The sequence below is a fragment of the Enterobacter cloacae complex sp. SHL020 genome (assembly GCF_049236945.1).
In the GTDB taxonomy this organism is placed as follows: Bacteria; Pseudomonadota; Gammaproteobacteria; order Enterobacterales; family Enterobacteriaceae; genus Enterobacter; species Enterobacter dykesii.
Window position 1 is genome coordinate 258,786 of sequence record NZ_JBMKJF010000001.1, and the last position, 22,439, is coordinate 281,224.

The window sequence follows — 22,439 nt, forward strand, 5'->3', positions numbered from 1 at the left end:
TTCAGGCAAGCCAGGGCTCGCCGAGGGTCAGCATCAGGCGGTTGGCCCAGGCGAAGAACGCAGCGGACTGCACCAGATCAAGCTGGGCTAAGGTATCCAGCCCCTCTTTTTCCAGCGCGGCCAGGTGCAGCGGCGTGGCGGCGGGTGGCGTGACCGACAGCGCCGCTGCAAAATCGATTTCCGCCTGCCAGCGTGTGGATTGCCCCTCGCTCAGGGACTGCCCCGGCCTGACGGCCAGCAGGGCCTCTAGCGCCGCGTCATCCTTTGACAGCTGGCTGGCTTTACGCGCATGGACAGATGCGCAGTAAATGCAGCCGTTGATTTTACTGGCGACCGTTGCGGCCAGCTCGCGCTCGGCGCGCGGCAATCCCCCCGATGTATAAAAAATTCCTTTATCCGTTAACGTGCGCTGTTCAAGCACCGGCAGGTTGCGCCCCAGCAGGCGGAAGTAGTCGGAATCGGTATGGCCAAATTTCGTCAGGATGGCAACCTCATCGTCACGGAAATCCGCCAGCGGTTTGGCCGCTATCCACGGCTCCCATCCCAGCTCCTGCCGGGTGAACGCGACGGGGGCCGCCTTTCCGGTGACCGTTGTTGCGGTCGTGTGCCAGATGCCTGCCGCCACCGGCGCATCGCTTCTGGCGACGGGCCTGTCATTCAGCAGCCGCAGCCCGGTGATGAGTCGGCTCTGGAAGCTCACAAACGCAATAAGCTGCGCCAGGGTAACAATGCCTTCCTTGCTCCATCCCGCCTGGGTCAGCGTCCTTAACGCTGCGGGCGTCGCTTCGACGGGTGAGAACGTCAGCAGGCGCGCGAAGTTCAGCGCCGGGGTCAGACGTTCTGAGGTCGGGTCGGCCAGGCCAAACCCCGCATAGTGCGCGGCCAGCGCCTCCGCGCCGTGCCACCTGGCGACTTTTGCCGCCACGGCGAAGCGCTCGTCCAGTGCAAAATCAGCATCCTGCTGGCTAAAGAGGATTTCGTAGCTGCCCTGCGCGTGGCGCGTGGCGGCATCACGCGTGGCGCGCGCCTCTGCCAGAGGGGAACCGGGTTTAATTTCCGCCAGCTCGGCGAGAATGTCCTGACTTAACGACATAGGTGTCTCCTCAAAGGATGTGGGGGGCAATACGTTCGGCGATCAGTTCGATGGACCGAAGCGTGTCGCGATGCGTAGGTTCGACCGAATGGACCTGGAATGAGATATCCGTGGCGCGCCTGAGAATGGAATCAGCATTCAGCGAATGCAGCACCGTATCGGGCGAACCAATATGCGCGTCAAACTGGCGGCGATAATCGGTGACGCTGTCACCTTTTACAGTGTGACCGGCAGCGTGATGCTGCTGTGCCTGTTTCGTGAGCCCCGGTGTCGCGACCCTGAGCGCATAGTCGTCGCTGTCGGCGACGAACGCCGTGCGGGAGGCCAGAATGCGCGGTGCGATGCCCGCAGGCAGCGCCTCAAGGTAGGCATCCACAATCGGGTTCTGGATTTCATCGAGCGTGAGATCCGGCCGATCTGCCGGGCGCGGCTGCGTACGGGAGAGCATTAACCCGTGTCCGGCCCGGGCGGCGCGAACGGCTCCGTCCACAGAGAAGGTGGCAATCCAGATACGGTCCGCAAGCTGCGGTGCAGGCGGGTAAAGGTGGTTATCCGGATGGGTCAGCGAATCCCCGCGCCAGGCGCTCTGGATCACATGCAAATGGTCAGCAAACGCCGTGCCGCGCTCCTCAAACGTCAGGCCGAACGGCAGAAATGAGGTTGGTGTGCCGCCTGAACCAAAACCGACCTCAAGACGGCAATTAGCGAGTAAATCGAGCACGGCGGCATCTTCCGCGACGCGCAGCGGGTTTTCCATCGGCAGGGTAATGATGGCCGTGCCCAGGCGGATGGTTTCGGTATGCGCGGCGACGTGCGCCAAAAACAGCAGCGGCGACGGCAGGCCGCCTTCACTTTCGTGGAAGTGGTGCTGGGCAATCCAGGCGCTGTCAAAACCGTGGCGTTCGGCGTGGCGGATCTGTTCCGTTGCCAGACGATAGCGCTCCTTCGGCGAAGCGTCGTCAAGCAGGCGGGTGAAAAATCCCAGGCGTTTTCGCGTCATGCGAACTCCTCCGTAGCGGGTGAAAAATGGGGAATGGCGTCAATCAGCTCGCGGGTATAGTCGTTCTGCGGCGACGCGAATAAGGTTCCGACGTCGCCCTGTTCGACCACCTGACCGCTGCGCAGCACCGTGACGCTGTGGGCGATCCGGCGAACCGTGGAGAGATCGTGCGTGATAAAGAGGTAGGTCAATCCCAGCTGCTGCTGCAGCTGCTGAAGCAGCGCCAGGATCTGCGCCTGCACGGTGACGTCCAGCGCGGAGGTGGCTTCGTCCAGCACCAGAATGGTCGGCTCCAGAATCAGCGCCCGGGCGATGGCAACGCGCTGGCGCTGTCCGCCTGAAAGCTCCCGGGCGGTGCGGGTCAGGAGTTCGACGGGCAGGGCAACCCGCTGCGCCACCGTCTCCACCCGGAGCTTTCGCTGCGCCTTACCGAGGCGAGAAAAGTTCTTCAGGGGCTCTTCGATGATCTCGAACAGCGTCTGACGCGGGTCGAGAGAGGCAAACGGGTTCTGGTAGACAAACTGGATCTTCTGGCGCAGCTGACGGCGGGCCTCGCGGCTGAGCGTGGTGGCATCAATATCATCAATGATGACCTGCCCGCTGTCGGCCTGTTCAAAACCCAGCAAAATACGGGCGAGGGTGGTTTTCCCGGAGCCGGATTCACCGACCAGCGCATGCGTACTGCCGCGCCTGACGTCAAACGTTACCCGATCCAGCGCCTGAAGCTGATGACCTTTGCCCAGAGAGAATTGTTTTCTGATGGCGCGGGCGCGAATGGCCGGTGACGCGAGCGGGCGACCGGCCACCGGGGCGATGGTCAGGCGCTGGCCCTGGAGATCGCTCAACAGCTGGCGGGTGTAGGCGTGCTGCGGCGTGCGAACGATATAGGCGGTGTGGCCCTGTTCCTGAACCTCGCCATCGCGAAAAACCAGCAGCCTGTCCGCGCGCTGTGCGGCCAGCGCCAGATCGTGGGTGACAAACAGAACGGCGGTACCCGATTGCCGGCGCAGGATATCCAGCAGATCGAGAATGCGTTTTTGCACCGTCACGTCCAGCGCGCTGGTGGGCTCATCGGCTACGATCACGTCCGGACGCAGGGCAATGGCGATGGCAATCAGCACGCGCTGTTTCATCCCGCCGGAGAGCTGATGGGGATACTGCTTCATGCGCTGTTCGGGATGGCTCAGGCCGACCTTTGTCAGCAGGGCGAGCACCTGCTCGTCGCGCTCGGCGCGGGTCACTTTGTTGTGGAGCTGAATGATTTCTCCGACCTGCGCACCGATGGTCTTCACCGGGTTGAGCGAATTACCCGGATCCTGCGGTACCAGGCTAATTCTCGCCCCGCGAAGGGTATCGAGACGCTTAGCTGACCATCCGCTAATCTCCTCGCCGTTGAGCGATATTTTTCCCGCATCGCGCCGGGCGTTATCGGCCAGCAGGCCAATGATCGCCTGCGCCGTGGTCGTTTTGCCGGATCCGGATTCGCCGACGAACGCCAGCATTTCCCCTCGTCCGAGCGTGAAGCTGACGTTATGCACCACCTCTCGCCACTGGCGCGCGGTACGGTAGCTAATCGTCAAATTTTCCACTGAGAGCACGGTCATTAGCGACCTCCGCTGAACTGTTGGCTGATACGGTTGGTGGCCAGCACCACGGCGATGACGACCACGCCGGGGAAGGTGGTGAGCCACCATGCGGTAGAGAGATAGTTACGGCCTTCGGCAATCAGTAAGCCCCATTCCGGCACCGGCGGCGGGGTGCCGTAACCGAGAAAGCTCAGCGTGGAGAGCGCCAGGATGGCCTGACCAAACTGCAGCGTGGCAAAGGCCAGGACGGCGGTTAATGCGTTGGGCAGGATGTGTCGCCACAGCACGGCGAAAAACGTCCCGCCGCTGCCAAACGCCGCCTCGACATAATCCGTATGGCGGATACGCACGACTTCACCGCGCGCGAGGCGGGCGAAGCTGGCAATGGAGGCAACGCCGACGGCAATCGCGGCGTTAACGGTGCCAAACCCGAGCAGAATAATCACCGTCAGCGAGAGCAGCAGAGACGGGATGGACAGCAGCACGTCGACGAAGCGCATCAGCAGAGACTCGACGCGTCCGGCGAACGCCCCGGCAATCACCCCTAAACCGGTGCCTACCACCAGACCCATCGTCACGGCGGCCAGCGCCGCGCTCAGGGAATGGGAGGCGCCATAAACGATACGCGCGTAAACATCCCGGCCAAGCTGATCGGTCCCGAGCCAGTGTCCCGCCTGCGGTGCCAGGCGCTGTGCCCCGGCGATGCCCTCAATCGGGCTGAAGTGGGTTAACAGGCCGGGCGCCACGGCGGCAAAAGCGGCGAGAATAATCACCGCCCATGCCAGCCATAGCCCCGGCTGCCATTCCACTCCCTGCCACGCTGGAACGCGTTTTCGCGCGGCGGCCGCGTAATCTACCAGACTCATGATGCACCTCCGGTAACGGTTTGCAGACGGGGATCCAGCAGCGGCATCAGCATATCCACCAGCAGATTGATCAGGACAAAACCGAGGGCGGAAATCATGACCACCGCCTGAAGCACGGCGATGTCCTGATTATTCACCGCCTGCTGGGTCAGCTGCCCGAGCCCGCTGCGGCCAAAAACGGTTTCGGTGATCAGCGCCCCGGCAATCAGCTCGCCCAGCAGCAGCCCGGCAATGTTCAGGACCGGCAGCAGGGCGTTGCCGATCACGTGACGCCACAGGACGGCGGTTTCACTCAGCCCTTTGGCACGGGCGACGGCGACAAACGGCTGCGTCGCCACCTGGTCCAGGCTGCGCATCAGAATTTGCGCCAGCGGGGCGGAGATCGGGATCGCGACGGTCACGATCGGCAGGATCAGCCCCTGCAGCGGCGTCGGGTTAATCACCGGGATCAGCCGCAGCTGAAAAGAAAAGAGCTGGATGAGGGCAATCCCCAGCCAGAACGTCGGTAAGGAGATAAACAGGACCGGCAGAGACTGAAGGGTATTGCTCAGCCAGCGCAGCCCCGGCAGACGCGACGCAAAGGCCAGCGCAAATGCCAGCAGGACCGCGAGCAAAAAGGCGGGCAGGGCGAGGCTCAGGGTATCCGGCAGATTGCTGGCAATCAGCTCGCTGACCGGCACCCCGGCCTGTAGCGAATAGCCGAAATCGCCGCGCAGCATCGCCAGCAGCGTGTGGCCGTACTGCTGCCACAACGGGCTGTCCGCGCCGTAGGCCACGCGCATCTCCTCGATTTGCGCCGGGCTTAAGCCCAGGTCCGGGTTCTGAAATTTAATCAGCACCGCGTCGCCCGGCAGCACCTGGAGCAACACGAACGAGAGGGTAAAGGCGGCCCACAGTACCAGCAGCCCGTGCCCTAAACGTTGAAGAAGTGCGTGGCGCATCGTCGGCTCCTCAGTGTTTCTCAATCCACGCGCCGTAGAACGACGGGCGGCCTACCGCTTCAAAATTGACGCCTTTTAGCCACGGCGCGCCGGCAAAGACCTGCGGCTCCTCGAAAATCGGAATGACGTAGGCGTTATCCAGCAGGTAGCGCTGGGCGTCTCCCGTCAGCTGCAGGCGTTTTTGCGGATCGACCTCAGCCGAAATGTTCACCAGCAGCGCATTCAGCCTGTCGTCACGGAAGTTTTTGACCTTGTCGCTGGATCCGCCTTTTTGCAGCAGCGCGTCGCGATTGGCCGGGTAGAACATGCTTTTCACCACGTCCGGATCGGCGCGGCCCACTTCGGAGACGGTTAACGGGGTTTTCAGCGGGTCAAGGTTATCCAGCGTGCGGCTGCCTGCGTCACCGGCCTTCACGCTCAGCGCCACGCCCACCTGTCGCCACTGCTGGGCAACCAGCTGCAGCACCTCTTTGTTCTGCGGCTGCGGCAGGGATTCATACACCGTCAGCGCCAGACGCTGGCCGTCTTTGGCGCGGATCCCGTCGCCGCCTGCTTTCCAGCCCGCCTCGTCCAGCAGCTGGTTGGCTTTTGCCGGGTCAAAGGTCAATTTGTCGCTGAGATCGACAAAGCCTGCGGCGGAACCGGCAATCACGGACTTCGCCTGCGGATAGTTGGCCGAGAAGAGGGTCTCGACCACCTGTTTTGCATTGGTGGCATGCAGCAGCGCCTGGCGAACGCGAACGTCGGCGACCAGCGGGTTATCCGGGCGGAAGCTGATGCTGTCGTTCACCCCGCGCGTCGGGGCGGCGTAGATCCTATAACCCTGGTCTGTCGCCTGCTTTTCGTCATACGCCTGCACCTGGCGAATAAAGTCGGCCTGACCGGCCAGCAGGGCCCCCACGCGCACGCTGTCTTCCTGGGTCACGATAAACTTGATGCCATCGAGATTAGCGGGCCCCTGCTGCGCCAGGTTTTTCGGCCCCCACTGGTAGTCTTTGCGCGCTTCGAGCGTCACTTCACGTCCCAGCTTCTCGTCCTTCACCACAAACGGGCCGGAACCGATGATATGGCGGGCATCTCCCAGCTCTTCGAAGTTGCGCTTCAGCGTGCTGAGCGAGACCAGACCCGAGCCAATGGTGGCGGTGCCCTGCAGGAACCCCGGCGACGGTTTTTTGAAGTAGAACTTCACGGTCAGCGGGTCGATGACTTCGCTGCGATCGTAGTTATTAATCACTTCTGACACCGGCAGGCGCTGCGCCTTATTGCCTGAACCGTAGGTATCAAAATTTTTCGCCACGGCGTTGGCGTCCAGCGGCGTGCCGTCGGAGAAGGTGATGCCGGGACGAAGCTTAAAGGTGTATTCGGTTTTATCGGCGTTGGTGGTCCAGCTTTCGGCCACCCAGGGTTCGACCTGCAGCGTCTTTGGGTTCTGCCATGTCAGTTTATCGGTGATTTGATTCAGAATGCCGCCGTTCGGGTAAAAGCCACCGGCAGGCGGATAGAGGTTGGTGTGCGCCTGTTGCTCCAGATAAATCAGCGTGCCGCCTTTGGCGGGCGCATCTGCTGCCCAGGCTGCGGTTGTCGCCAGAATCAGCGCCGTCAGCAGCGGCAGACGAAATGGGGTTTGCATGGTGAATTCCTTTGTTATCTTCTTGTTAGCGTCGGATTCATCATCGGGCGCGGGGGAAAACAAGGGAACAAAGGAATTAAGATAAGGATTGCCGGAAAATGGCTATAAAAAAACCGCCCCAGCGAGGAGCGGTAATGAAAAATGAACGATTATGAACGTAGGTCGATCACCATACGGCCGCGGATCTGGCCCTGTTCCATCTCTTTAAAGATGGCGTTGATGTCCTCGATTGGACGCATCGTGACTTTCGGCACCACCTTACCTTCTGCGGCGAACTGGAAGGCTTCCTGCAGATCCTGACGGGTGCCGACCAGGGAACCTACCACCTGGATGCCGTCCAGCACCAGACGCGGAATGTCGAGGCTCATCGCTTCCGGCGGCAGGCCAACCGCGACCACGCGGCCACCGGCACGCACGGCGTCAACGGCTGAGTTAAAGGCCGCTTTTGCGACGGCAGTAACGACTGCGGCATGCGCGCCGCCGGTTTTCTCCTGCACAATTTTTGCGGCGTCTTCGCTGCGGGAGTTGATGGTTAAATCCGCACCCATGCTGGCCGCCAGCTTCAGCTGTTCGTCGTTAACGTCGAGAGCGATGACTTTGGCGTTAAAGACATTTTTGGCGTACTGCAGCGCAAGGTTGCCCAGACCGCCCAGACCGTAGATTGCGATCCACTGGCCCGGTTTAATACCGGAAATTTTTACCGCTTTGTAGGTGGTGACCCCGGCACAGGTGATGCTGCTGGCCGCAGCGGATTCCAGACCGTCCGGCACTTTTACCGCGTAATCCGCGGTGACGATGCACTCTTCCGCCATGCCGCCGTCAACGGAGTAACCGGCGTTTTTCACGTCGCGGCACAGGGTTTCGTTGCCGGTATTACAGTATTCGCAGTGGCCGCAGCCTTCAAAAAACCAGGCCACGCTTGCGCGGTCACCGACTTTCAGCGACTTCACGCCGGGGCCGACTTCTTTTACGATACCAATCCCTTCGTGGCCCAGGATAACCCCGGTTTTATCGCCAAAATCACCGTTCTTCACGTGGAGATCGGTATGGCATACGCCACAGCACTCCATCTTCAGCAGGGCTTCCCCGTGCTTTAGCGGGCGTAAGGTTTTTTCGGTGACATTAACCTGATGATCCTGAGTGACAACAGCAGCCTTCATGTGTATCTCCTTGTTCATGATGAGTATCTGCATAGCAGGTGTAATACTCCTCAAGGATTAGTGCTTTGGGACTGTAATGCAAGGCAACGGCAACATAATGTCATCATTTAATCCGATTTCAGAATAAGAATACGGCGTTCCTCTAATAATTTAGGGGGAAAAAACTGGCCCGCCGAGAGAGACCCGGCGGGCGCAGACTTACAGCAGTGCTTCTATTTCCTCAATCTCTTTACGCCATTGCGCCTGCAGCTGCGGCTTTTGATGCTTCGGCTTACGCGCCAGATCGTCTTCCAGCAGCGTTTCCAGCGCGACCAGCCGTTCGAGCAGATCGTCATACGGCGAGGATGGAACCGTCGCCGCGTCGATGACGGGCGCGGCGGGTGTCGACAGCCCCGCGCTTTCACGCAGGCGCTCAAACACCGCCTCTGCATCATGCCACTCGCTCAGCTTTCCCTCTTCAATCAGCCAGAAACGGTTGCAGCTTTGGCTAATTAACTGGCGATCGTGGCTGACCAGCAGGACGCCGCCTTCAAACTGCTGAAGGGTTTGCGCCAGCGCCTCTTTGCCTTCCATGTCGAGGTGGTTGGTCGGCTCATCCAGCATCAGCAGGCTGTAGCGGGCAAGCGTCAGGCCAACGAACAGCAGGCGCGAGCGTTCGCCACCGCTGAGCGTGCTGACCGTTTGCCCGTGACGCGACCACGGGAAACCCGCGCTTATCAGCGCCATTTTGCGGTTCTGCGGATCCGGTGCGAAAGGCTCCAGCGCGTCGAGCAGCGTGGCGTTGTCAGCAAGCTGGTGAAGCGTCTGGTCGTAATAGCCTGGCGACACGCGCGGATGGATTTTCAACCCGCTGTCTGCGGACTCATCGGCAAACTGTTGCCAGATAAGCCTCATCAGCGACGATTTTCCGCAGCCGTTGCGACCGACAATCGCCACGCGATCGACGCTTTTCAGCCGCGCCATTTCGATGCTGAACAACGCCGGCAGGCCAGGTGCAGGAGGCACGTCGAGGTTCTCCATTTCCAGCAAACGATCGGCCCGCAGCGCGTCGCCGCGCAGGGTTAACGTCCACTGGCTGCCCGCCGTGAGCGCCGTCTGGCTCTCCTTCAGCCGTTCGACCTGTTTTTCCATCTGTTTGGCTTTGCGGGCCAGGTCTTCGTTGTCGTAAACCTTGCCCCAGGTCGCCAGCCGCTTCGCGCTGGCGGTCACGCGGTCGATCTCCTTTTGCTCCGCCTTGTGGCGCTGCGCGTCGCTTTCATCCTTCGCTTCAAGCGCCTTGCGGGCGGCCGTGCAGGGAAGGGCGAAGTAGTGCAGCGTTTTATCGCGCAGGATCCAGCTGCCGTTGGTGACGGCATCCAGCAGCTGTCGGTCATGGGAGACCAGCACGAAGCTGCCTGACCAGTTCTGCAGAAAATGTTCCAGCCAGAGCATGGTCGGCAAATCAAGGTGGTTGCTGGGTTCATCGAGCAGGAGCAGATCCGGGGCGTGAATCAGCGCCCGCGCCAGCAGCAGGCGGGTGTGCTGCCCGCCGCTCAGCGTGGCGGATTGCAGCGCCATATCCTGAGGCGTGAAGCCCATGCTCACCAGCAGCGTTTCCGCTTTCCAGCGCAGGCTATCGCGCTCGGCAAAAGGCAGCTGTGCGAGCACGGCATCCAGCATGGTCAGCGGGAAAATGGCGTCCGGAAGATGTTGCTCCACGCGCGCCATCAGGCAGTGCCCGGCCAGCGCTACCGTGCCGGCGGCGGGGGAGTCAGTGCCGTCCAGCACCTTCAGCAGCGTGCTTTTACCGCAGCCGTTGTCGCCCAGCAGGCCAATGCGGTCGCCTTTTTTCAGCGTAAAGGAGAGTGAGTCGAAGAGCGTGCCAAACGCCGTATCAACGCGTAAAGATTGTGCAGTGAGTAAAGTGCTCATTGTTGCTTACCCAAGAGTTACAGGCATGTTTATGCCTCGTCAAACATCGCTGACGATAACTCAGTAAGCCCGAGAGAAGGGATTTCAGGGGTTGGTGTCTTCGCTCAAGCAGAAGTTATCGCAGCACGATACCGATAACGCTTGAGCTGGTGCGATCACCAAATGTATGTGAAACATTGAAAATTTCACGATACAGCATAATTGGCCTCCTTATATATTCAGTAGGTTAATGGATGAAGGGAGTGTAGCGGGGGAAAAGGGGTTTGGCTAGTGGGGGGCGAATCTAATTCCCTCTCCCTTTGGGAGAGGGTTAGGGTGAGGGGAACATACGGCTGTAGTGGTCATTCCGTTCACTTTATGTTCCTTGCTACTCTGTAACGACATGACCTGTGAACGTGCCAGGGTGGCTCAGTCGCCACCACCCTGGCGACCCGGGCTCCCGGCGGTAAATCGCCGCTTCGCGGTGCCCTCGGCTTATTCCTTCCGGCTTATCGGGGACGGGCGGAGGCAACGTCCATGTAAAGCCCGCCCTCTCGGCGCATCCCTGCGCCTCGCCCCGGCCTGCAGGAAACGCCTCAGCGATTTACAGCCGGACCAGGGTATCGCTGTAAGTCATCTATTTTCCGGAAGCAAGATCCATCGCTTCGGGTAGAGAAATTACTGTGGTTCCCTCTCCCAAAGGGAGAGGGAATGGTCGGAAGGCAGAATTAAATCGAGGTACGGCGATAGCTACGGTATTCAGGTTTCCAGAAGTTGTCGTCGATGGCCTGCTGCAGCGCGTCGGCAGAGGTTTTCACCGCCACGCCCTGCTGCTGCGCCATTTTACCTACCGCAAACGCGATAGCGCGCGACACCTTGTGAATGTCTTTCAGCTCCGGCAGCACCAGCCCTTCACCGTTGTTGACCAGCGGCGAGTAGCCCGCAAGGGTTTCGCTCGCCGACATCAGCATCTCATCGGTAATGCGGGATGCGCCGGAGGCGATCACGCCGAGACCAATGCCCGGGAAGATGTAAGAGTTGTTGCACTGGGCAATCGGATAGGTTTTATCCTTCCATACCACCGGGTCGAACGGGCTGCCGGTGGCGACCAGCGCGTTACCTTCGGTCCAGGCGATGATGTCCTGCGGCGTCGCTTCCACGCGGGAGGTCGGGTTGGAAAGCGGCATCACGATAGGGCGTTCGCAGTGCTTGTGCATCTCGCGAATAATCTCTTCGGTGAAGAGGCCGGTTTGCCCGGAAACGCCGATCAGAATATCCGGCTTCACGTTGCGCACCACGTCCAGCAGAGAAAGGACTTCGTTGTCGGTATCCCAGTTTTTCAGGTTCTCGCGCTTCTGCACCAGCTTGTTCTGGAACGGCAGCAGGTTCGGCATAGCGTCGGTCAGCAGTCCGAAACGGTCAACCATAAAGACGCGGGAGCGGGCCAGCTCTTCGCTTAAGCCTTCGCGCTGCGTCTGGGCGATAATCTGCTCGGCGATACCGCAGCCCGCAGAGCCTGCGCCCAGGAAGACGATTTTCTGGTAGCTCAGCTGGCTGCCGGCTGCGCGGCTGGCGGCGATAAGCGTACCCACGGTCACGGCCGCGGTGCCCTGGATGTCGTCGTTAAAGGAGCAGATCTCATCGCGATAGCGGTTCAGCAGCGGCATCGCGTTTTTCTGCGCGAAGTCTTCAAACTGCAGCAGAACGTCCGGCCAGCGGTGCTTCACGGCCTGGATGAAGTCGTCGACAAACTGGTAGTACTCGTCGTCGGTAATGCGCGGATGGCGCCAGCCCATATACAGCGGATCGTTCAGCAACTGCTGGTTGTTGGTGCCGACGTCCAGCACTACTGGCAGGGTATACGCCGGGCTGATGCCGCCGCAGGCGGTGTAGAGTGAGAGCTTACCGATTGGGATCCCCATCCCGCCAATGCCCTGGTCGCCGAGGCCGAGAATACGTTCGCCGTCGGTCACCACAATCACTTTGATATTGTGGTTCGGCACGTTCTGCAGAATATCGTCCATGTTGTGACGGTTCTGATAGGAGATGAATACCCCGCGTGAACGACGGTAGATCTCTGAGAAACGCTCGCAGGCCGCACCCACCGTCGGGGTGTAGATCACCGGCATCATCTCTTCAAGATGGTTCTGCACCAGGCGATAGAAGAGGGTTTCATTGGTGTCCTGAATGTTGCGCAGGTAGATGTGCTTGTCGATTTCGGTTTTGAAACCCTGATACTGGATCCACGCGCGCTCCGCCTGTTCTTCAATGGTTTCAACCACTTCGGGCAGTAAACCCAGCAGGTTAAAGCTGCTGCGCTCTTCCATGCTGAAGGCGCTGCCTTTGTTGAGCAGGGGGAATTCGAGTAAAACCGGTCCGGCGTATGGGATGTATAAGGAACGATGTTTTTTCAGTTTGTTGTCCATGTCACTCACTCTTTTTATGAAGATCCGTCCCTGACACTGCTGTTTGTCATCTTTCTGGCCTGTGCGATGGGGTGCGGTCCGACGGTATTATAAAGGAGCTAAATATTAATTACCGCAACACAAAAACAAAAACACCACCGGGATTACCGATGGTGTTCTGGATCTCAGTCTGGAACTTACTTGCCCGCGTGGCGTTTTCTGCCCGTGGCGTGAATGACCTGCGTTTCGTGGTCGCCTTCAATCACCACTTTACGCTGATTGGAAAGCTTGTAGTTCAGTCCCAGAATATGGCGTGCCTGACGGTTCGATTTCATGTTAACTCCTCAATCCTGTTGATAGTTTTAAGGACCAGTTTGCTTACGCAAACGAAATGTAACCCCTTAGGTTGCAGATCCAGCTTAGCAGGTTTTTACAAGGGTGCGTTTTGCCCGCTGACGACGTAGTTAATGGTCTGCTGGTAGATGTCACTGAGGATGTCATTATCCGTGGATTCCACCCATTTGGTCAGTTCCATCAAAATGTCATCTTCAGTCACAGCACCGTGCTCGGCGTGAAGACCCTGCGCAATCGCGTTAACGAGTTCAGGTTGTGCTGCTGCAGTATTAGCCGGGTAATAAGTAAACATGCTGCCTCCGTGTCGTTGTCTGTTTAATGGTACGGCTCGCAAAAAATTTAATTCATAAACAGAATGGCAAATATTTTCCCGGTTGTGGTTCAGATTCATCTTAGAAATAAAAATGACATAAGTGCATGCTTTTATGCGCTTTTAAAAGGTGTGGCTATATCGACGGGTAACGGCGGGGATATTTTGGCGGGGCTCCTGCTATCGCGGAAATATAGCAGGAGCCGTTTTTAAATTACCACTTCATTTCGCCAGTATTCACTTTGGCGCTTAATTCCAGCGAGCTCTCATCAGCCAGGCCTGGATACTGTTTTTTCAGGGTGCTGATGACGCCTGCGGAATCTTTATGCGCGGCTAAAGCCTTTTCAAAGCGCTGCAGATAGTCGCGGGTAAAATCAATCGCGCCAGTGCCCGCTGGTGGGGTGCCCAGGTAGTGACCCGGGATCACGCGTTCAGGTTTGTGAGCGGCCATATTCTCCAGCGTTTCCTGCCACTGCTTGCGGCTTTCCGGCGTCTGGGTGTCTGCCGTCCAGACGTGAATACCCCAGGCCACCCCGGTGCCGCCGAGGATCGTTTTTGCCGACGGGATCCACACGTAGGCCGCATAGCTGTCTGGCTGTTCGATGTCGACCTTTTCCCCGTCAACCATGAACGTGGTGGAGGTAAGTACCTGCGGGACGACCAGCTCCGTTGGCGCGCCGTCCTTCATCTGCGGCCCCCAGAAGGCGAGCTTGGCGTCTTTGGTGGCTTTAATATGGTCAACCACATGCTGCGTGGCCACCACTTTGGCATTCGGGAAGGCTTTGACCAGCGGCTGCAGGCCAAAATAGAAATCCGGATCGCCGGAGGTGATCACAATTTTATTCAGGGTTTTACCGCTGCGGCGGATTTTTTCTACCAGCGCTTCGCCATCCTTCACGCTGAACTGCGCGTCAAACAGCACCGCCTCTTTCGGGCCGGAAACCAGCGTGGAGGAGACCGGGAAAATGCCTTTTTCCTGCGGGTTCCAGGTATCAATGGTTAACGGCGCGGCAAAAGCAGCCGGAGCGAAAAGGGTGGAAAGCAGGGCAATATGAGTGAGTTTCATGCTGTTGTCTCAGTTGTTCAGGAATGTGTCTATTGTACGGATATTCGCATTTGCCAGAATTCCTGAAACAAGACATGCTTAGTTTCATAAATCGAGCAGATGGAGCTTTTATGGATCGCGTTATTGCCGCTCAGGTCTACAACCGGATATGCGAGCTGGGAAGTTTGAGCGCGGCGGCGCGCGCGCTGGGCATTTCCCGGCCGATGGTGAGCCGCTACCTGGAACAAATGGAGAAGTGGGCGGGTACGCGGCTGGTAAACCGCTCCACGCGCAAGCTGACGCTGACCGCGGCAGGGGAAAAGGTGCTGCAAAAAACCCGGACGCTCTCGCAGATTTCGCAGGAAATCGAGGGCCAGTCGGAGAAGGATCTGCCGTCCGGCACGCTGCGGGTGGCCTGCGCCCATTTTACCGCCATGCACCTGATTGCGCCGATCCTGCCTGAGCTGCTCTCGCGCTACCCGCAGCTGCGCATCGAGCTGGACGTGAACAACCACCCGGTCAGCCTGGTGGGAGAGCGCATTGATGTCGCCGTGCGCATTACCGACAACCCCGAACCCGGCATGATTGCCCGCCGGCTGGGGGAATGTCGCTCGGTGCTCTGCGCCTCGCCGGCGTATCTGGCACAGCACGGTACCCCCGTCAGCCCCGAAGAGTTAGCGCAGCACAACTGCCTGCACTACAGCTTTTTTGCCGGGCAGTCCTGGCACTTTCTGACGCCGGAAGGGGAAAGCCTGAGCGTGGCCGTCAGCGGCAACCTGAGCGCCAGCATCTCTTCACTGTTGATGGACGCGGCGATCAAGCACTGCGGTATTGCCATGCTGCCGGAGCGCGAAGCGTCTGCCGCGCTGGAACAGGGATTGCTGGTGCCGGTGCTGGAGGCGCTTGAGCCGAAACCGCTTGCCATCCATGGCATTTATCAGTCCCGGGAATACCAGCCTGCCGCGCTGCGCGTATTCCTTGACGAACTGTCGCGCTACCTGGCATAAGAAGGCATTACCTCACCTTTAGCCAGGGAGACGTCGTGCTCCAGAAAATAATATCGGCACCGAGATAACTCTCGCCGAAGCGGACAAATTCCGCTTTGGTGAACGGTTTTCCGGTCTGAGGATCCTTATAGGTCAGAGTCGGCTCCTGAACCGCCATGGCGATGAGCGGCAGCGTCTGTTTATTTTTATGGAAGAAGGGATAGGCATTCTTCATGTGGGCCTTGCGGTTGGGAACAATGTCCGGCCCGCCCAGGCCGATATTGTTAGCGCTGGCGTACGCAAACAGACGCCCCATGTAGTTGTGGTCGTTATCCCATTCGCACGGCCAGAAGTTCACGTACTGCACCACGTGTGATTTCTGAAAAGCCTTTCGCGCAAAGGCCAGGTTTTCCATTTCACCCGCGAAATAGCTGTCGCAGGTAAATCCGGCGGGCGGATTTTTTTCGTCGAGATCGATGGCGGTTTCGGGCAGGTTTACCCCATACACCTCGCCGTCAAAGCGTTTCGCGAGGGCGGCCAGCAGCGCCTGGTAGCGCTGGCGCACGGCAGGATCCCACTGACGCGCCACCCATCCTGAACCGACCGGCTTGCCTTCGCCGGGGTTATCGAACTGCGGCGCAATCCCGCCACCGTACTGCGTGTCGTGCATCAGATAGTCCGGCACGTAGCGGGCGTCCGGCTCAAAGAAACGATCCTGGATTTGAATAAAGAGCTTTTTTCCGGCGGCCTTAACGCGCGCCAGATCCTGATCAATCCGCGAGAAGTCATAGCTGTCCTTCTCGGGTTCCAGCAGGCGCCAGTTGTAAACGATCTGCACGCCGCCGATATCGCTTCGCGAAACGAGCGGAAACGCCGCGTCGAGATCGCCCGAGCTGGTATAGATAAAGTTCTCCGGCGTTTTCGCCAGTGAAGTCAGCGACAGAGCCAGCGTGGTGACGGCAACGGCCATCCTTATTTTTAGCGCCATATCATTATCCTTTTTTGTCGGTACAGCAGGTGAAAGTCCCGGAATTGTCTGTGTTCCAGGGTGGGGCAGATGCGTAGTCTATACTTAACCCTTTGTAAGCCAAAAGGAGAGCAAGAATGACTATTCATAAGCACGGTTCGGCACACTGGTCTGGCGACATTAAGCGCGGAAAAGGAACGGTTTCCACCGAGAGCGGCGTTCTCAATCAGCAGCCTTATGGTTTCAATACCCGCTTTGAGGGCGAAAAGGGGACCAACCCCGAAGAGCTGATTGGCGCGGCACACGCGGCCTGTTTCTCGATGGCGCTGTCGCTGATGCTCGGCGAAGCGGGTTATACCGCCGATTCCATTGATACCACGGCGGACGTCTCTCTGGATAAAACCGACGGCGGCTTTGCCATCACTAAGGTTGCCCTGAAAAGCAAGGTGACCGTTCCAGGCATCGCCCCGCAGCAGTTCGACGGCATTATTCAGAAAGCAAAAGCGGGCTGTCCGGTCTCGCAGCTCCTGAAAGCTGAGATTACGCTGGACTATAAGCTTAATTAAGCCGCAGCCGGGTTTGCGCCCGGCTACCCCTTCAGCGCGGCGGGGAACACCTCCGCCAGCCAGGCGATAAATACCTTCAGTCTGTGCGTCAAATGCCGGTTCTGCGGGTAAACCACATGAAACGGATACGCGGCAGGGCGCCAGCCGCCCAGGATCGCCGCCAGCGTTCCCGCTTGCAAATACGCCTTTGCCGAATACTCAAAGGTTTGAACGATCCCCAGCCCCGCCGCGGCAGCCGCCAGATGGGCATTACTTTCATTGACGCCGAGATAGTGCGGAATGTTGATTTCCAGCGCCTCGCCGTTCTGCCGGAAGCGAAACGGAAACGGCCGTCCGGTGACGGGCGAGAGATAGCTAATCAGCTTGTGGCCGTTGCGCAGCTCCTGCGGATAGGCCGGGACGCCGTGATTTTTCAGGTAACCCGGCGTCGCGCAGGTGACCATTTCGGCGTTACCGAGATGACGGGCGATGAGGGTTGAGTCGTCCAGCGGACCGCCGCGGATCACGCAGTCTACGTTACCGCTGATGAGATCGACCGGCCGGTCGGCCACGCCAAGGTCGATGCGGATCTCAGGGTAGCGCTGCATAAATTCCGGAAGCAGGGGAATGAGCACGTCCCGGGCGGTGGAGCCGCCCACGTCAACCCGCAAATGCCCTTTTGGCGTCGCGCGGGAAACGCGAAACGAAGTGTCGATATCTTCGATATCAATCAGCACCCTGAGCGCTTTTTCATAGTATTCCATCCCTTCAGGCGTCGCGACCACCCGGCGAGTGGTGCGGTGCAAAAGACGTATCTCCAGGTGCGACTCAAGCGATTTGACCAGCTTGCTCAGCGTGGCGATCGGCATATTCAGCGAGTCCGCCGCGCGGGTAAAGCTGCCGGACTCCACGACCCGCGTAAAGGCGCGCATCGCCATGAGCTGGTCCATGATGACCTCTGATTATTTCTGTATGTGAATAGTCATTTTCATTTTTGCCTGTTTTTCACTAATGCCGCAAGGGCTAAAGTTTGTTCAACGCGAGCGAAAGCGCTCACCACAAACCCAACAAAAGGTAAATGACATGAACACGACTCTCTCAGGAAAAATCGCACTGGTCACCGGCGGCAGCACCGGTATTGGTCTTGCCACGGCGCAGGAGCTGGCGGCGCAGGGCGCGAAGGTGTACATCACCGGTCGTCGTCAGGCCGAACTTGACGCGGCGGTAGCAGGGATTGCTTCTGACGCCGTGGGCATTCGCGCGGACGTTTCAAAGCTTGCCGATCTGGATGAGGTTTATGCCCGGATAGCCAAAGATGAAGGCCGTCTTGATATCCTGTTCGCCAATGCCGGTGGCGGCGATATGCTGCCGCTGGGCGCGATCACCGAAGAGCAGTTTGACCGGATTTTTGGCACCAACGTCCGCGGAGTGCTGTTCACGGTGCAGAAGGCGCTGCCGCTGCTCTCCGCCGGATCGTCGATTATTCTGACCGGCTCGACGGTCTCCGTTAAAGGGACGGCCAACTTCAGCGTCTACAGCGCCAGCAAGGCCGCCGTGCGCAACTTTGCCCGCTCCTGGGCGCTGGATTTGCAGGGCCGCGGGATCCGCGTCAACGTGGTGAGCCCGGGCCCGATCAAAACGCCAGGTCTCGGCGATCTGGTGCCGGAAGAACACCGTCAGGGGCTGTACGACGCGCTGGCCGCCCAGGTACCGCTGGGGCGTTTAGGCGCGCCGGGCGAGGTGGGTAAAGCGGTGGCGTTTCTGGCCTCCGACGCGGCCAGCTTTATTAACGCCATCGAGCTGTTTGTGGACGGCGGAATGGCGCAAATCTAATCCAGACTGCGCCAGCAGCGGACGTTACGGCCCTCGCGTGAGGGCTGTAGCGGCTGGGGACGTTCACACCCCTGCGTTGCCATCGGACAACGGTCGCGGAAAAAACAGCCCTCGGGCAGGTGACGGTTGCCGGGAAGCTCCGTTTTGCGTAACGCCAGATTTTCATCCAGCGGTTCACCGGTGCGGGGAACCGAGTCGAGCAGCAGACGGGTATAGGGATGGCGCGGCTCGCCAAGCACCTGCGCGGCGCTGCCCAGCTCCACAATCTGCCCGAGGTACATCACCGCCACGCGGTCGCTCATGTGTCTGACCACCGAGACGTTATGCGAGATTAACACGTAGGTCAGATTACGCTGCCGTTGCAGGGTCACCAGCAGGTTGAGGATCTGCGCCTGCACGGAGATATCCAGCGCGCTGGTGGGTTCATCAAGCACGATAATATCGGGGTCGGACGAGAGCGCCCGGGCGATGGCAATGCGCTGGCGCTGCCCGCCGGAGAAGGCGTGCGGAAGCCTGTCGAGATATTCCGGGCGAATGCCAACCTGCAGCGCCAGGTTTTCAGCCAGCTGGCGGCGCGCGCGCTCGCTGCTGCGTTTTTGCACCCACACAGGCTCGGTGATGATGCGCCAGACCGGCAATCGCGGGTCGAGCGACGAGAGCGGATCCTGAAACACCATCTGCATGCCGCCCGCGTGGTGCGCCCGCTGGCACGCGCCGGTGCTGGGCTTAAGCATGCCCATCAGCAGCTGGGCCAGCGTGCTTTTCCCGCAGCCGGATTCCCCGACAATGCCGAGGGTTTCCCCCCGGCGGATCTGGAGATCGAGCCCGTTGAGGGCATGGACCTGTTCCGTTACGCGGCCCAGCCAGTTTTTGCGCGCCGCAAAGTTCACGTGCACGCTATCCAGTTCCAGCAGTACATCAGTCATGGTGTTTCTCCCGTTGCGGATACCAGCAGGCAGCCTGTTGGCCTTCTGCGCCATTGGGCTGTAAGCGCGGCGTTTCGCTGCATTTCGCCCCGGCGGCAAAGCAGCGCTCGCGGAAGGCGCATCCCTGCGGAAGCTGGCTGAGATTGGGCACCGTGCCGGGGATGGCGGGAAGCAGGTCGCGCGGCTGGCCGTTTTCCGGCGCGCACCGCAGAAGGCCGATGGAGTAGGGATGCACGGGTCGGTGGATCAGCGTTTGCGTGGCACCGCTCTCGATCACGCTCCCGGCATACATCACGTACATCCTGTCGCAGAGCTGCGACACCACGGCCATATCGTGGCTGATAAACAACACCGAGGTCCCGCTGGCCCGCGCCTTGTGCTTCAGGAGGCGCAGCACCTGGAGCTGGACGGTAACGTCCAGCGCGGTGGTCGGCTCGTCGGCGATAATCAGCTCCGGCTCGCAGGAGAAGGCAAGGGCGATCATCACCCGCTGGCGCATGCCGCCGGAGAGTTCAAACGGATAACGCTCCATGACCTGCTTCGCGTCCGGGATTTGCATCTCTTCCAGCAGGGCAATCGCCTTCTGCTGCGCCTCGCGCCGCGAAAGCGGCTGATGCTGGCGGATCACCTCCACCATCTGTTTGCCAATCCGCCGCGTCGGGTTGAGGGCGGTCATGGGCTCCTGAAAAATCATCGCCACTCGCGCACCGCGCCACTGGCGAAGCTGCTTCTCGGACGCCGTCAGGACGTTTTCGCCGAGTAATTTCACCTGTCCATGATGAATACGGTAGCTCCCTTCCGGCAGCAGCCGCATGGCGAGCATGGCGGTCACGGATTTACCCGAACCCGACTCGCCCACCACGCCGACGATTTCGCCCCTGCCGATCTCCAGCGAGACGTGGTTCAGCGCGTGGACCTCACCGCGAAAAATCGGGAAGCTCAGGTGCAGGTCTTCAATACTCAGTACCGATTCGGTCATTACTGTTTCCCTCCCGATTTCGGGTCCAGCAGATCGCGGATACCGTCGCCAAACAGGTTAAAGCCCACGGCGGTTATCAAAATCGCCGCACCGGGAAACGCGCAGTACCACCACTGGTCCAGAACGTAGTTACGGCCGACGGCCACCATCGCGCCCCATTCGGCGGTCGGCTGCTGCGCGCCCAGGCCGATAAATCCCAGCGTGGCGGCCATCAGAATGGCGCTGCCGATGTCCAGCGAAGCCTGCACGATCAGCGGCGGCAGGGCGTTGCGCAGGATATGCCAGCGGATCAAATGCCAGCGGGACGCGCCAAAGGTGCGGGCGGCCTGGACGTAGGTAAACTGGCGCACCACCAGGGTTTGCCCGCGCGCCAGGCGGACGTAAAACGGGATGCGGACAATCGCAATCGCCAGCATGGCGTTGAACAGGCTCGGACCGAGCGCGGCGGCCAGCGCCATGGTCAGCACCAGGGAAGGAATAGAGAGCATAATGTCCATCACCCGCATGATGACGGCGTCTCCGCGCCCGCCCAGTACGCCGGAAAAACAGCCCAGCAGTGAGCCAATGCCGCCCGCAATCGCCACCACCGCCAGCCCGGCGGTAATCGACTGCTGGCTGCCCGCCAGCACGCGGCTGAACAGATCGCGTCCCACCTCATCGGTACCAAACCAGTGTTGCGCAGACGGCGCCTGCAGGCGTGCGGTCAAATCCAGCGCGTTCGGGTCATGCGGCACGATCCACGGTGAGGCCACCATCAGAAAGAGCATCGCAATCATAATGACGCCGCCAACGATGGTGAGCGGGCTTTGACGCAGCATCCAGAACAGCTTTGCCCAGTTGATGCGTTGTCCGGCGGTTTTAGCCGGGACGGGCGTTTCCTGCGTTAACATCATTCGGCACCTCCGCGCCCGATTCGCGGGTCAATCCACAGATAAAGCAGATCGACCACCAGATTAACCAGCACGTAGGCCAGCGAAACGACGACGGCAAAGCCCATCACGGCAGGGAAATCGAGCGCCTGGATGGACGTCACCACCCAGGCGCCCATGCCCGGCCAGGCAAAGACGGTTTCGGTCAGCACGGCGCCGTAAAGCAGATCGCCCAGCGCCAGCCCGAGCACGGTAATTGACGGGATCATCGCATTCGGCAGGGCGTAGCGCAGGACGATGTACCAGCCGGGCAGGCCGCTGGCGCGCGCGGTACGGATGTAGTCCTCGCTGAGCTGCTCCAGCATCGCCGAACGGACCTGGCGCGCCACGATCCCCAGGTGAACAAACGCCAGCGTCAGCGAGGGTAAAATCAGGTGCTGAAGCGCGTTGAAAAAGACCTCACCGTTGCCCTCCAGCAGCGCGTCCAGCAGATAAAAGCCGGTGACGTGCGTCGGCGGATCGAGCCAGTCGTCCAGCCTGCCGCCGCCCGGGAGGATCTGCAGGTGCCCGTAGAACAGCACGATGACGCCCAGCCCGAGCCAGAAGGCCGGCGTGGAGATCCCGGTCATCGCCATTAAACGCACCAGGTGATCCAGCCAGCGGTTGCGGTACACCGCCGACAAAATCCCCAGCGGCACGCCGATGACCAGCGCCAGCAGCAGAGAACAAAAGGCCAGCTCCAGCGTGGCGGGGAAAAAGGCCTTCAGGTCTTCCGCGACCGGGCGTCCGGTACGGATGGACGTGCCTAAATCACCGTGGGCCAGGGCGTCCACGTAGCGGCCAAACTGAACATACAGGGGCTGGTCCAGCCCTAGCTGCTGGCGGATGTTCTGCACGATTTCGTCGCTGGCGCGGTCGCCGGCCAGCAGACGGGCCGGATCGCCGGGGATCAGGTGTGAAATAATAAAGGTGATAATACAGACACCGGCCACCACCAGGATTAACCCCCAGCAGCGCTGGCGCACGATGCTCCAGAACGTCATACGCTTTCCCC

Annotated in this window: 21 protein-coding genes; 3 read left to right on the top strand and 18 right to left on the bottom strand. The window is 59.9% G+C overall.

Annotated features, from left to right (window positions below; all coding sequences use genetic code 11):
- Position 1: 1 nt before the first annotated feature.
- The 12 genes from ACOTZB_RS01240 to ACOTZB_RS01295 form a co-directional block, all read right to left on the bottom strand.
- Positions 2–1,093: an alkylhydroperoxidase domain protein gene (locus ACOTZB_RS01240; RefSeq protein ID WP_421626281.1), complete on the bottom strand. Its 1,092-nt coding sequence runs from the start codon at positions 1,091–1,093 to the stop codon at positions 2–4.
- A gap of 10 nt (positions 1,094–1,103) precedes the next feature.
- Positions 1,104–2,093, bottom strand: coding sequence for a putative FMN-dependent luciferase-like monooxygenase (locus ACOTZB_RS01245; protein WP_421626282.1), 990 nt, complete (start codon positions 2,091–2,093; stop codon positions 1,104–1,106).
- On the bottom strand, positions 2,090–3,697 hold the full coding sequence (locus tag ACOTZB_RS01250) for a dipeptide ABC transporter ATP-binding protein (protein WP_421626283.1): 1,608 nt from the start codon (positions 3,695–3,697) through the stop codon (positions 2,090–2,092). The genes ACOTZB_RS01245 and ACOTZB_RS01250 overlap by 4 nt, the downstream gene beginning before the upstream one ends.
- Positions 3,697–4,545: an ABC transporter permease gene (locus tag ACOTZB_RS01255; RefSeq protein ID WP_421626284.1), complete on the bottom strand. Its 849-nt coding sequence runs from the start codon at positions 4,543–4,545 to the stop codon at positions 3,697–3,699. The genes ACOTZB_RS01250 and ACOTZB_RS01255 overlap by 1 nt, the downstream gene beginning before the upstream one ends.
- Complete coding sequence (locus ACOTZB_RS01260) at positions 4,542–5,486, bottom strand: ABC transporter permease (RefSeq protein WP_421626285.1); 945 nt, start codon at positions 5,484–5,486, stop codon at positions 4,542–4,544. Before ACOTZB_RS01260 ends, ACOTZB_RS01255 begins: the two co-directional genes overlap by 4 nt.
- A 10-nt stretch (positions 5,487–5,496) precedes the next feature.
- Positions 5,497–7,116, bottom strand: a complete 1,620-nt coding sequence (locus ACOTZB_RS01265; RefSeq protein WP_421626286.1) for a TIGR04028 family ABC transporter substrate-binding protein — start codon at positions 7,114–7,116, stop codon at positions 5,497–5,499.
- A 149-nt stretch (positions 7,117–7,265) separates the two neighbouring features.
- Positions 7,266–8,276, bottom strand: a complete 1,011-nt coding sequence (gene adhP / locus ACOTZB_RS01270) for an alcohol dehydrogenase AdhP (RefSeq protein ID WP_047348428.1) — start codon at positions 8,274–8,276, stop codon at positions 7,266–7,268.
- A 198-nt stretch (positions 8,277–8,474) separates the two neighbouring features.
- Positions 8,475–10,187, bottom strand: coding sequence for an ABC-F family ATP-binding cassette domain-containing protein (locus tag ACOTZB_RS01275; protein WP_421626287.1), 1,713 nt, complete (start codon positions 10,185–10,187; stop codon positions 8,475–8,477).
- 707 nt (positions 10,188–10,894) lie between these two features.
- Positions 10,895–12,592, bottom strand: coding sequence for an NAD-dependent malic enzyme (locus tag ACOTZB_RS01280; RefSeq protein WP_023311897.1), 1,698 nt, complete (start codon positions 12,590–12,592; stop codon positions 10,895–10,897).
- 176 nt (positions 12,593–12,768) lie between these two features.
- Positions 12,769–12,906 (bottom strand): stationary-phase-induced ribosome-associated protein, encoded by a 138-nt coding sequence (sra, locus tag ACOTZB_RS01285; protein WP_421626288.1) that lies wholly within the window; start codon positions 12,904–12,906, stop codon positions 12,769–12,771.
- 95 nt (positions 12,907–13,001) lie between these two features.
- Complete coding sequence (bdm, locus tag ACOTZB_RS01290; RefSeq protein ID WP_013096534.1) at positions 13,002–13,217, bottom strand: biofilm-dependent modulation protein; 216 nt, start codon at positions 13,215–13,217, stop codon at positions 13,002–13,004.
- A 232-nt stretch (positions 13,218–13,449) separates the two neighbouring features.
- Positions 13,450–14,301 carry a Vmh family MBL fold metallo-hydrolase gene (locus ACOTZB_RS01295; protein WP_421626289.1) on the bottom strand — a complete coding sequence of 284 codons (852 nt, stop codon included), beginning with the start codon at positions 14,299–14,301 and terminating at the stop codon, positions 13,450–13,452.
- A gap of 110 nt (positions 14,302–14,411) precedes the next feature.
- Between ACOTZB_RS01295 and ACOTZB_RS01300 the strand changes: the two genes are divergently transcribed.
- Entirely contained in the window at positions 14,412–15,287 is an 876-nt protein-coding gene (locus tag ACOTZB_RS01300) for a LysR family transcriptional regulator (RefSeq protein WP_421626290.1), read from the top strand.
- Between the two features lie 7 nt (positions 15,288–15,294).
- Here the strand turns inward: ACOTZB_RS01300 and ACOTZB_RS01305 are convergent, their stop codons facing one another.
- Positions 15,295–16,254 carry a hypothetical protein gene (locus ACOTZB_RS01305; protein ID WP_421626291.1) on the bottom strand — a complete coding sequence of 320 codons (960 nt, stop codon included), beginning with the start codon at positions 16,252–16,254 and terminating at the stop codon, positions 15,295–15,297.
- Between the two features lie 116 nt (positions 16,255–16,370).
- Between ACOTZB_RS01305 and ACOTZB_RS01310 the strand changes: the two genes are divergently transcribed.
- Complete coding sequence (locus ACOTZB_RS01310; RefSeq protein ID WP_023311893.1) at positions 16,371–16,799, top strand: OsmC family protein; 429 nt, start codon at positions 16,371–16,373, stop codon at positions 16,797–16,799.
- Positions 16,800–16,822: 23 nt separating this feature from the next.
- Here ACOTZB_RS01310 and ACOTZB_RS01315 read toward each other — a convergent pair whose 3' ends face one another.
- A complete protein-coding gene (locus ACOTZB_RS01315; RefSeq protein WP_045356126.1) occupies positions 16,823–17,728 on the bottom strand; it encodes a LysR family transcriptional regulator in 906 nt (301 codons plus the stop codon).
- A gap of 133 nt (positions 17,729–17,861) precedes the next feature.
- Between ACOTZB_RS01315 and ACOTZB_RS01320 the strand changes: the two genes are divergently transcribed.
- The gene (locus tag ACOTZB_RS01320; RefSeq protein ID WP_421626292.1) at positions 17,862–18,611 is read left to right on the top strand and encodes an SDR family NAD(P)-dependent oxidoreductase; all 750 of its coding nucleotides are present in this window, start codon (positions 17,862–17,864) and stop codon (positions 18,609–18,611) included.
- Here ACOTZB_RS01320 and ACOTZB_RS01325 read toward each other — a convergent pair.
- Genes ACOTZB_RS01325 through ACOTZB_RS01340 form a run of 4 tightly spaced genes read right to left on the bottom strand, consistent with a single transcriptional unit; the run spans position 18,608 to position 22,428 of the window.
- Complete coding sequence (locus ACOTZB_RS01325) at positions 18,608–19,537, bottom strand: oligopeptide/dipeptide ABC transporter ATP-binding protein (RefSeq protein ID WP_421626293.1); 930 nt, start codon at positions 19,535–19,537, stop codon at positions 18,608–18,610. The two genes, ACOTZB_RS01320 and ACOTZB_RS01325, sit on opposite strands and share 4 nt — an antisense overlap.
- Positions 19,530–20,516 (bottom strand): ABC transporter ATP-binding protein, encoded by a 987-nt coding sequence (locus ACOTZB_RS01330; RefSeq protein ID WP_421626294.1) that lies wholly within the window; start codon positions 20,514–20,516, stop codon positions 19,530–19,532. The genes ACOTZB_RS01325 and ACOTZB_RS01330 overlap by 8 nt, the downstream gene beginning before the upstream one ends.
- Entirely contained in the window at positions 20,516–21,409 is an 894-nt protein-coding gene (gene ddpC / locus ACOTZB_RS01335; RefSeq protein WP_421626295.1) for a D,D-dipeptide ABC transporter permease, read from the bottom strand. The genes ACOTZB_RS01330 and ddpC overlap by 1 nt, the downstream gene beginning before the upstream one ends.
- Positions 21,406–22,428, bottom strand: coding sequence for an ABC transporter permease (locus ACOTZB_RS01340; protein ID WP_033145620.1), 1,023 nt, complete (start codon positions 22,426–22,428; stop codon positions 21,406–21,408). The genes ddpC and ACOTZB_RS01340 overlap by 4 nt, the downstream gene beginning before the upstream one ends.
- Positions 22,429–22,439 lie beyond the last annotated feature (11 nt).

Excerpts from the sequence above, each read along its gene's own strand:
- ACOTZB_RS01265 (WP_421626286.1), bottom strand. The coding sequence starts at position 7,116 with ATGCAAACCCCATTTCGTCTGCCGCTGCTGACGGCGCTGATTCTGGCG.
- ACOTZB_RS01245 (WP_421626282.1), bottom strand. The coding sequence starts at position 2,093 with ATGACGCGAAAACGCCTGGGATTTTTCACCCGCCTGCTTGACGACGCT.
- ACOTZB_RS01240 (WP_421626281.1), bottom strand. The coding sequence starts at position 1,093 with ATGTCGTTAAGTCAGGACATTCTCGCCGAGCTGGCGGAAATTAAACCC.
- ACOTZB_RS01260 (WP_421626285.1), bottom strand. The coding sequence starts at position 5,486 with ATGCGCCACGCACTTCTTCAACGTTTAGGGCACGGGCTGCTGGTACTG.
- ACOTZB_RS01310 (WP_023311893.1), top strand. The coding sequence starts at position 16,371 with ATGACTATTCATAAGCACGGTTCGGCACACTGGTCTGGCGACATTAAG.
- ACOTZB_RS01330 (WP_421626294.1), bottom strand. The coding sequence starts at position 20,516 with ATGACCGAATCGGTACTGAGTATTGAAGACCTGCACCTGAGCTTCCCG.
- bdm (WP_013096534.1), bottom strand. The coding sequence starts at position 13,217 with ATGTTTACTTATTACCCGGCTAATACTGCAGCAGCACAACCTGAACTC.
- ACOTZB_RS01280 (WP_023311897.1), bottom strand. The coding sequence starts at position 12,592 with ATGGACAACAAACTGAAAAAACATCGTTCCTTATACATCCCATACGCC.
- sra (WP_421626288.1), bottom strand. The coding sequence starts at position 12,906 with ATGAAATCGAACCGTCAGGCACGCCATATTCTGGGACTGAACTACAAG.
- ACOTZB_RS01295 (WP_421626289.1), bottom strand. The coding sequence starts at position 14,301 with ATGAAACTCACTCATATTGCCCTGCTTTCCACCCTTTTCGCTCCGGCT.
- ACOTZB_RS01275 (WP_421626287.1), bottom strand. The coding sequence starts at position 10,187 with ATGAGCACTTTACTCACTGCACAATCTTTACGCGTTGATACGGCGTTT.
- ACOTZB_RS01300 (WP_421626290.1), top strand. The coding sequence starts at position 14,412 with ATGGATCGCGTTATTGCCGCTCAGGTCTACAACCGGATATGCGAGCTG.
- ACOTZB_RS01250 (WP_421626283.1), bottom strand. The coding sequence starts at position 3,697 with ATGACCGTGCTCTCAGTGGAAAATTTGACGATTAGCTACCGTACCGCG.
- ACOTZB_RS01325 (WP_421626293.1), bottom strand. The coding sequence starts at position 19,537 with ATGACTGATGTACTGCTGGAACTGGATAGCGTGCACGTGAACTTTGCG.
- ACOTZB_RS01315 (WP_045356126.1), bottom strand. The coding sequence starts at position 17,728 with ATGGACCAGCTCATGGCGATGCGCGCCTTTACGCGGGTCGTGGAGTCC.
- ACOTZB_RS01255 (WP_421626284.1), bottom strand. The coding sequence starts at position 4,545 with ATGAGTCTGGTAGATTACGCGGCCGCCGCGCGAAAACGCGTTCCAGCG.
- ddpC (WP_421626295.1), bottom strand. The coding sequence starts at position 21,409 with ATGATGTTAACGCAGGAAACGCCCGTCCCGGCTAAAACCGCCGGACAA.
- ACOTZB_RS01305 (WP_421626291.1), bottom strand. The coding sequence starts at position 16,254 with ATGGCGCTAAAAATAAGGATGGCCGTTGCCGTCACCACGCTGGCTCTG.
- adhP (WP_047348428.1), bottom strand. The coding sequence starts at position 8,276 with ATGAAGGCTGCTGTTGTCACTCAGGATCATCAGGTTAATGTCACCGAA.
- ACOTZB_RS01340 (WP_033145620.1), bottom strand. The coding sequence starts at position 22,428 with ATGACGTTCTGGAGCATCGTGCGCCAGCGCTGCTGGGGGTTAATCCTG.
- ACOTZB_RS01320 (WP_421626292.1), top strand. The coding sequence starts at position 17,862 with ATGAACACGACTCTCTCAGGAAAAATCGCACTGGTCACCGGCGGCAGC.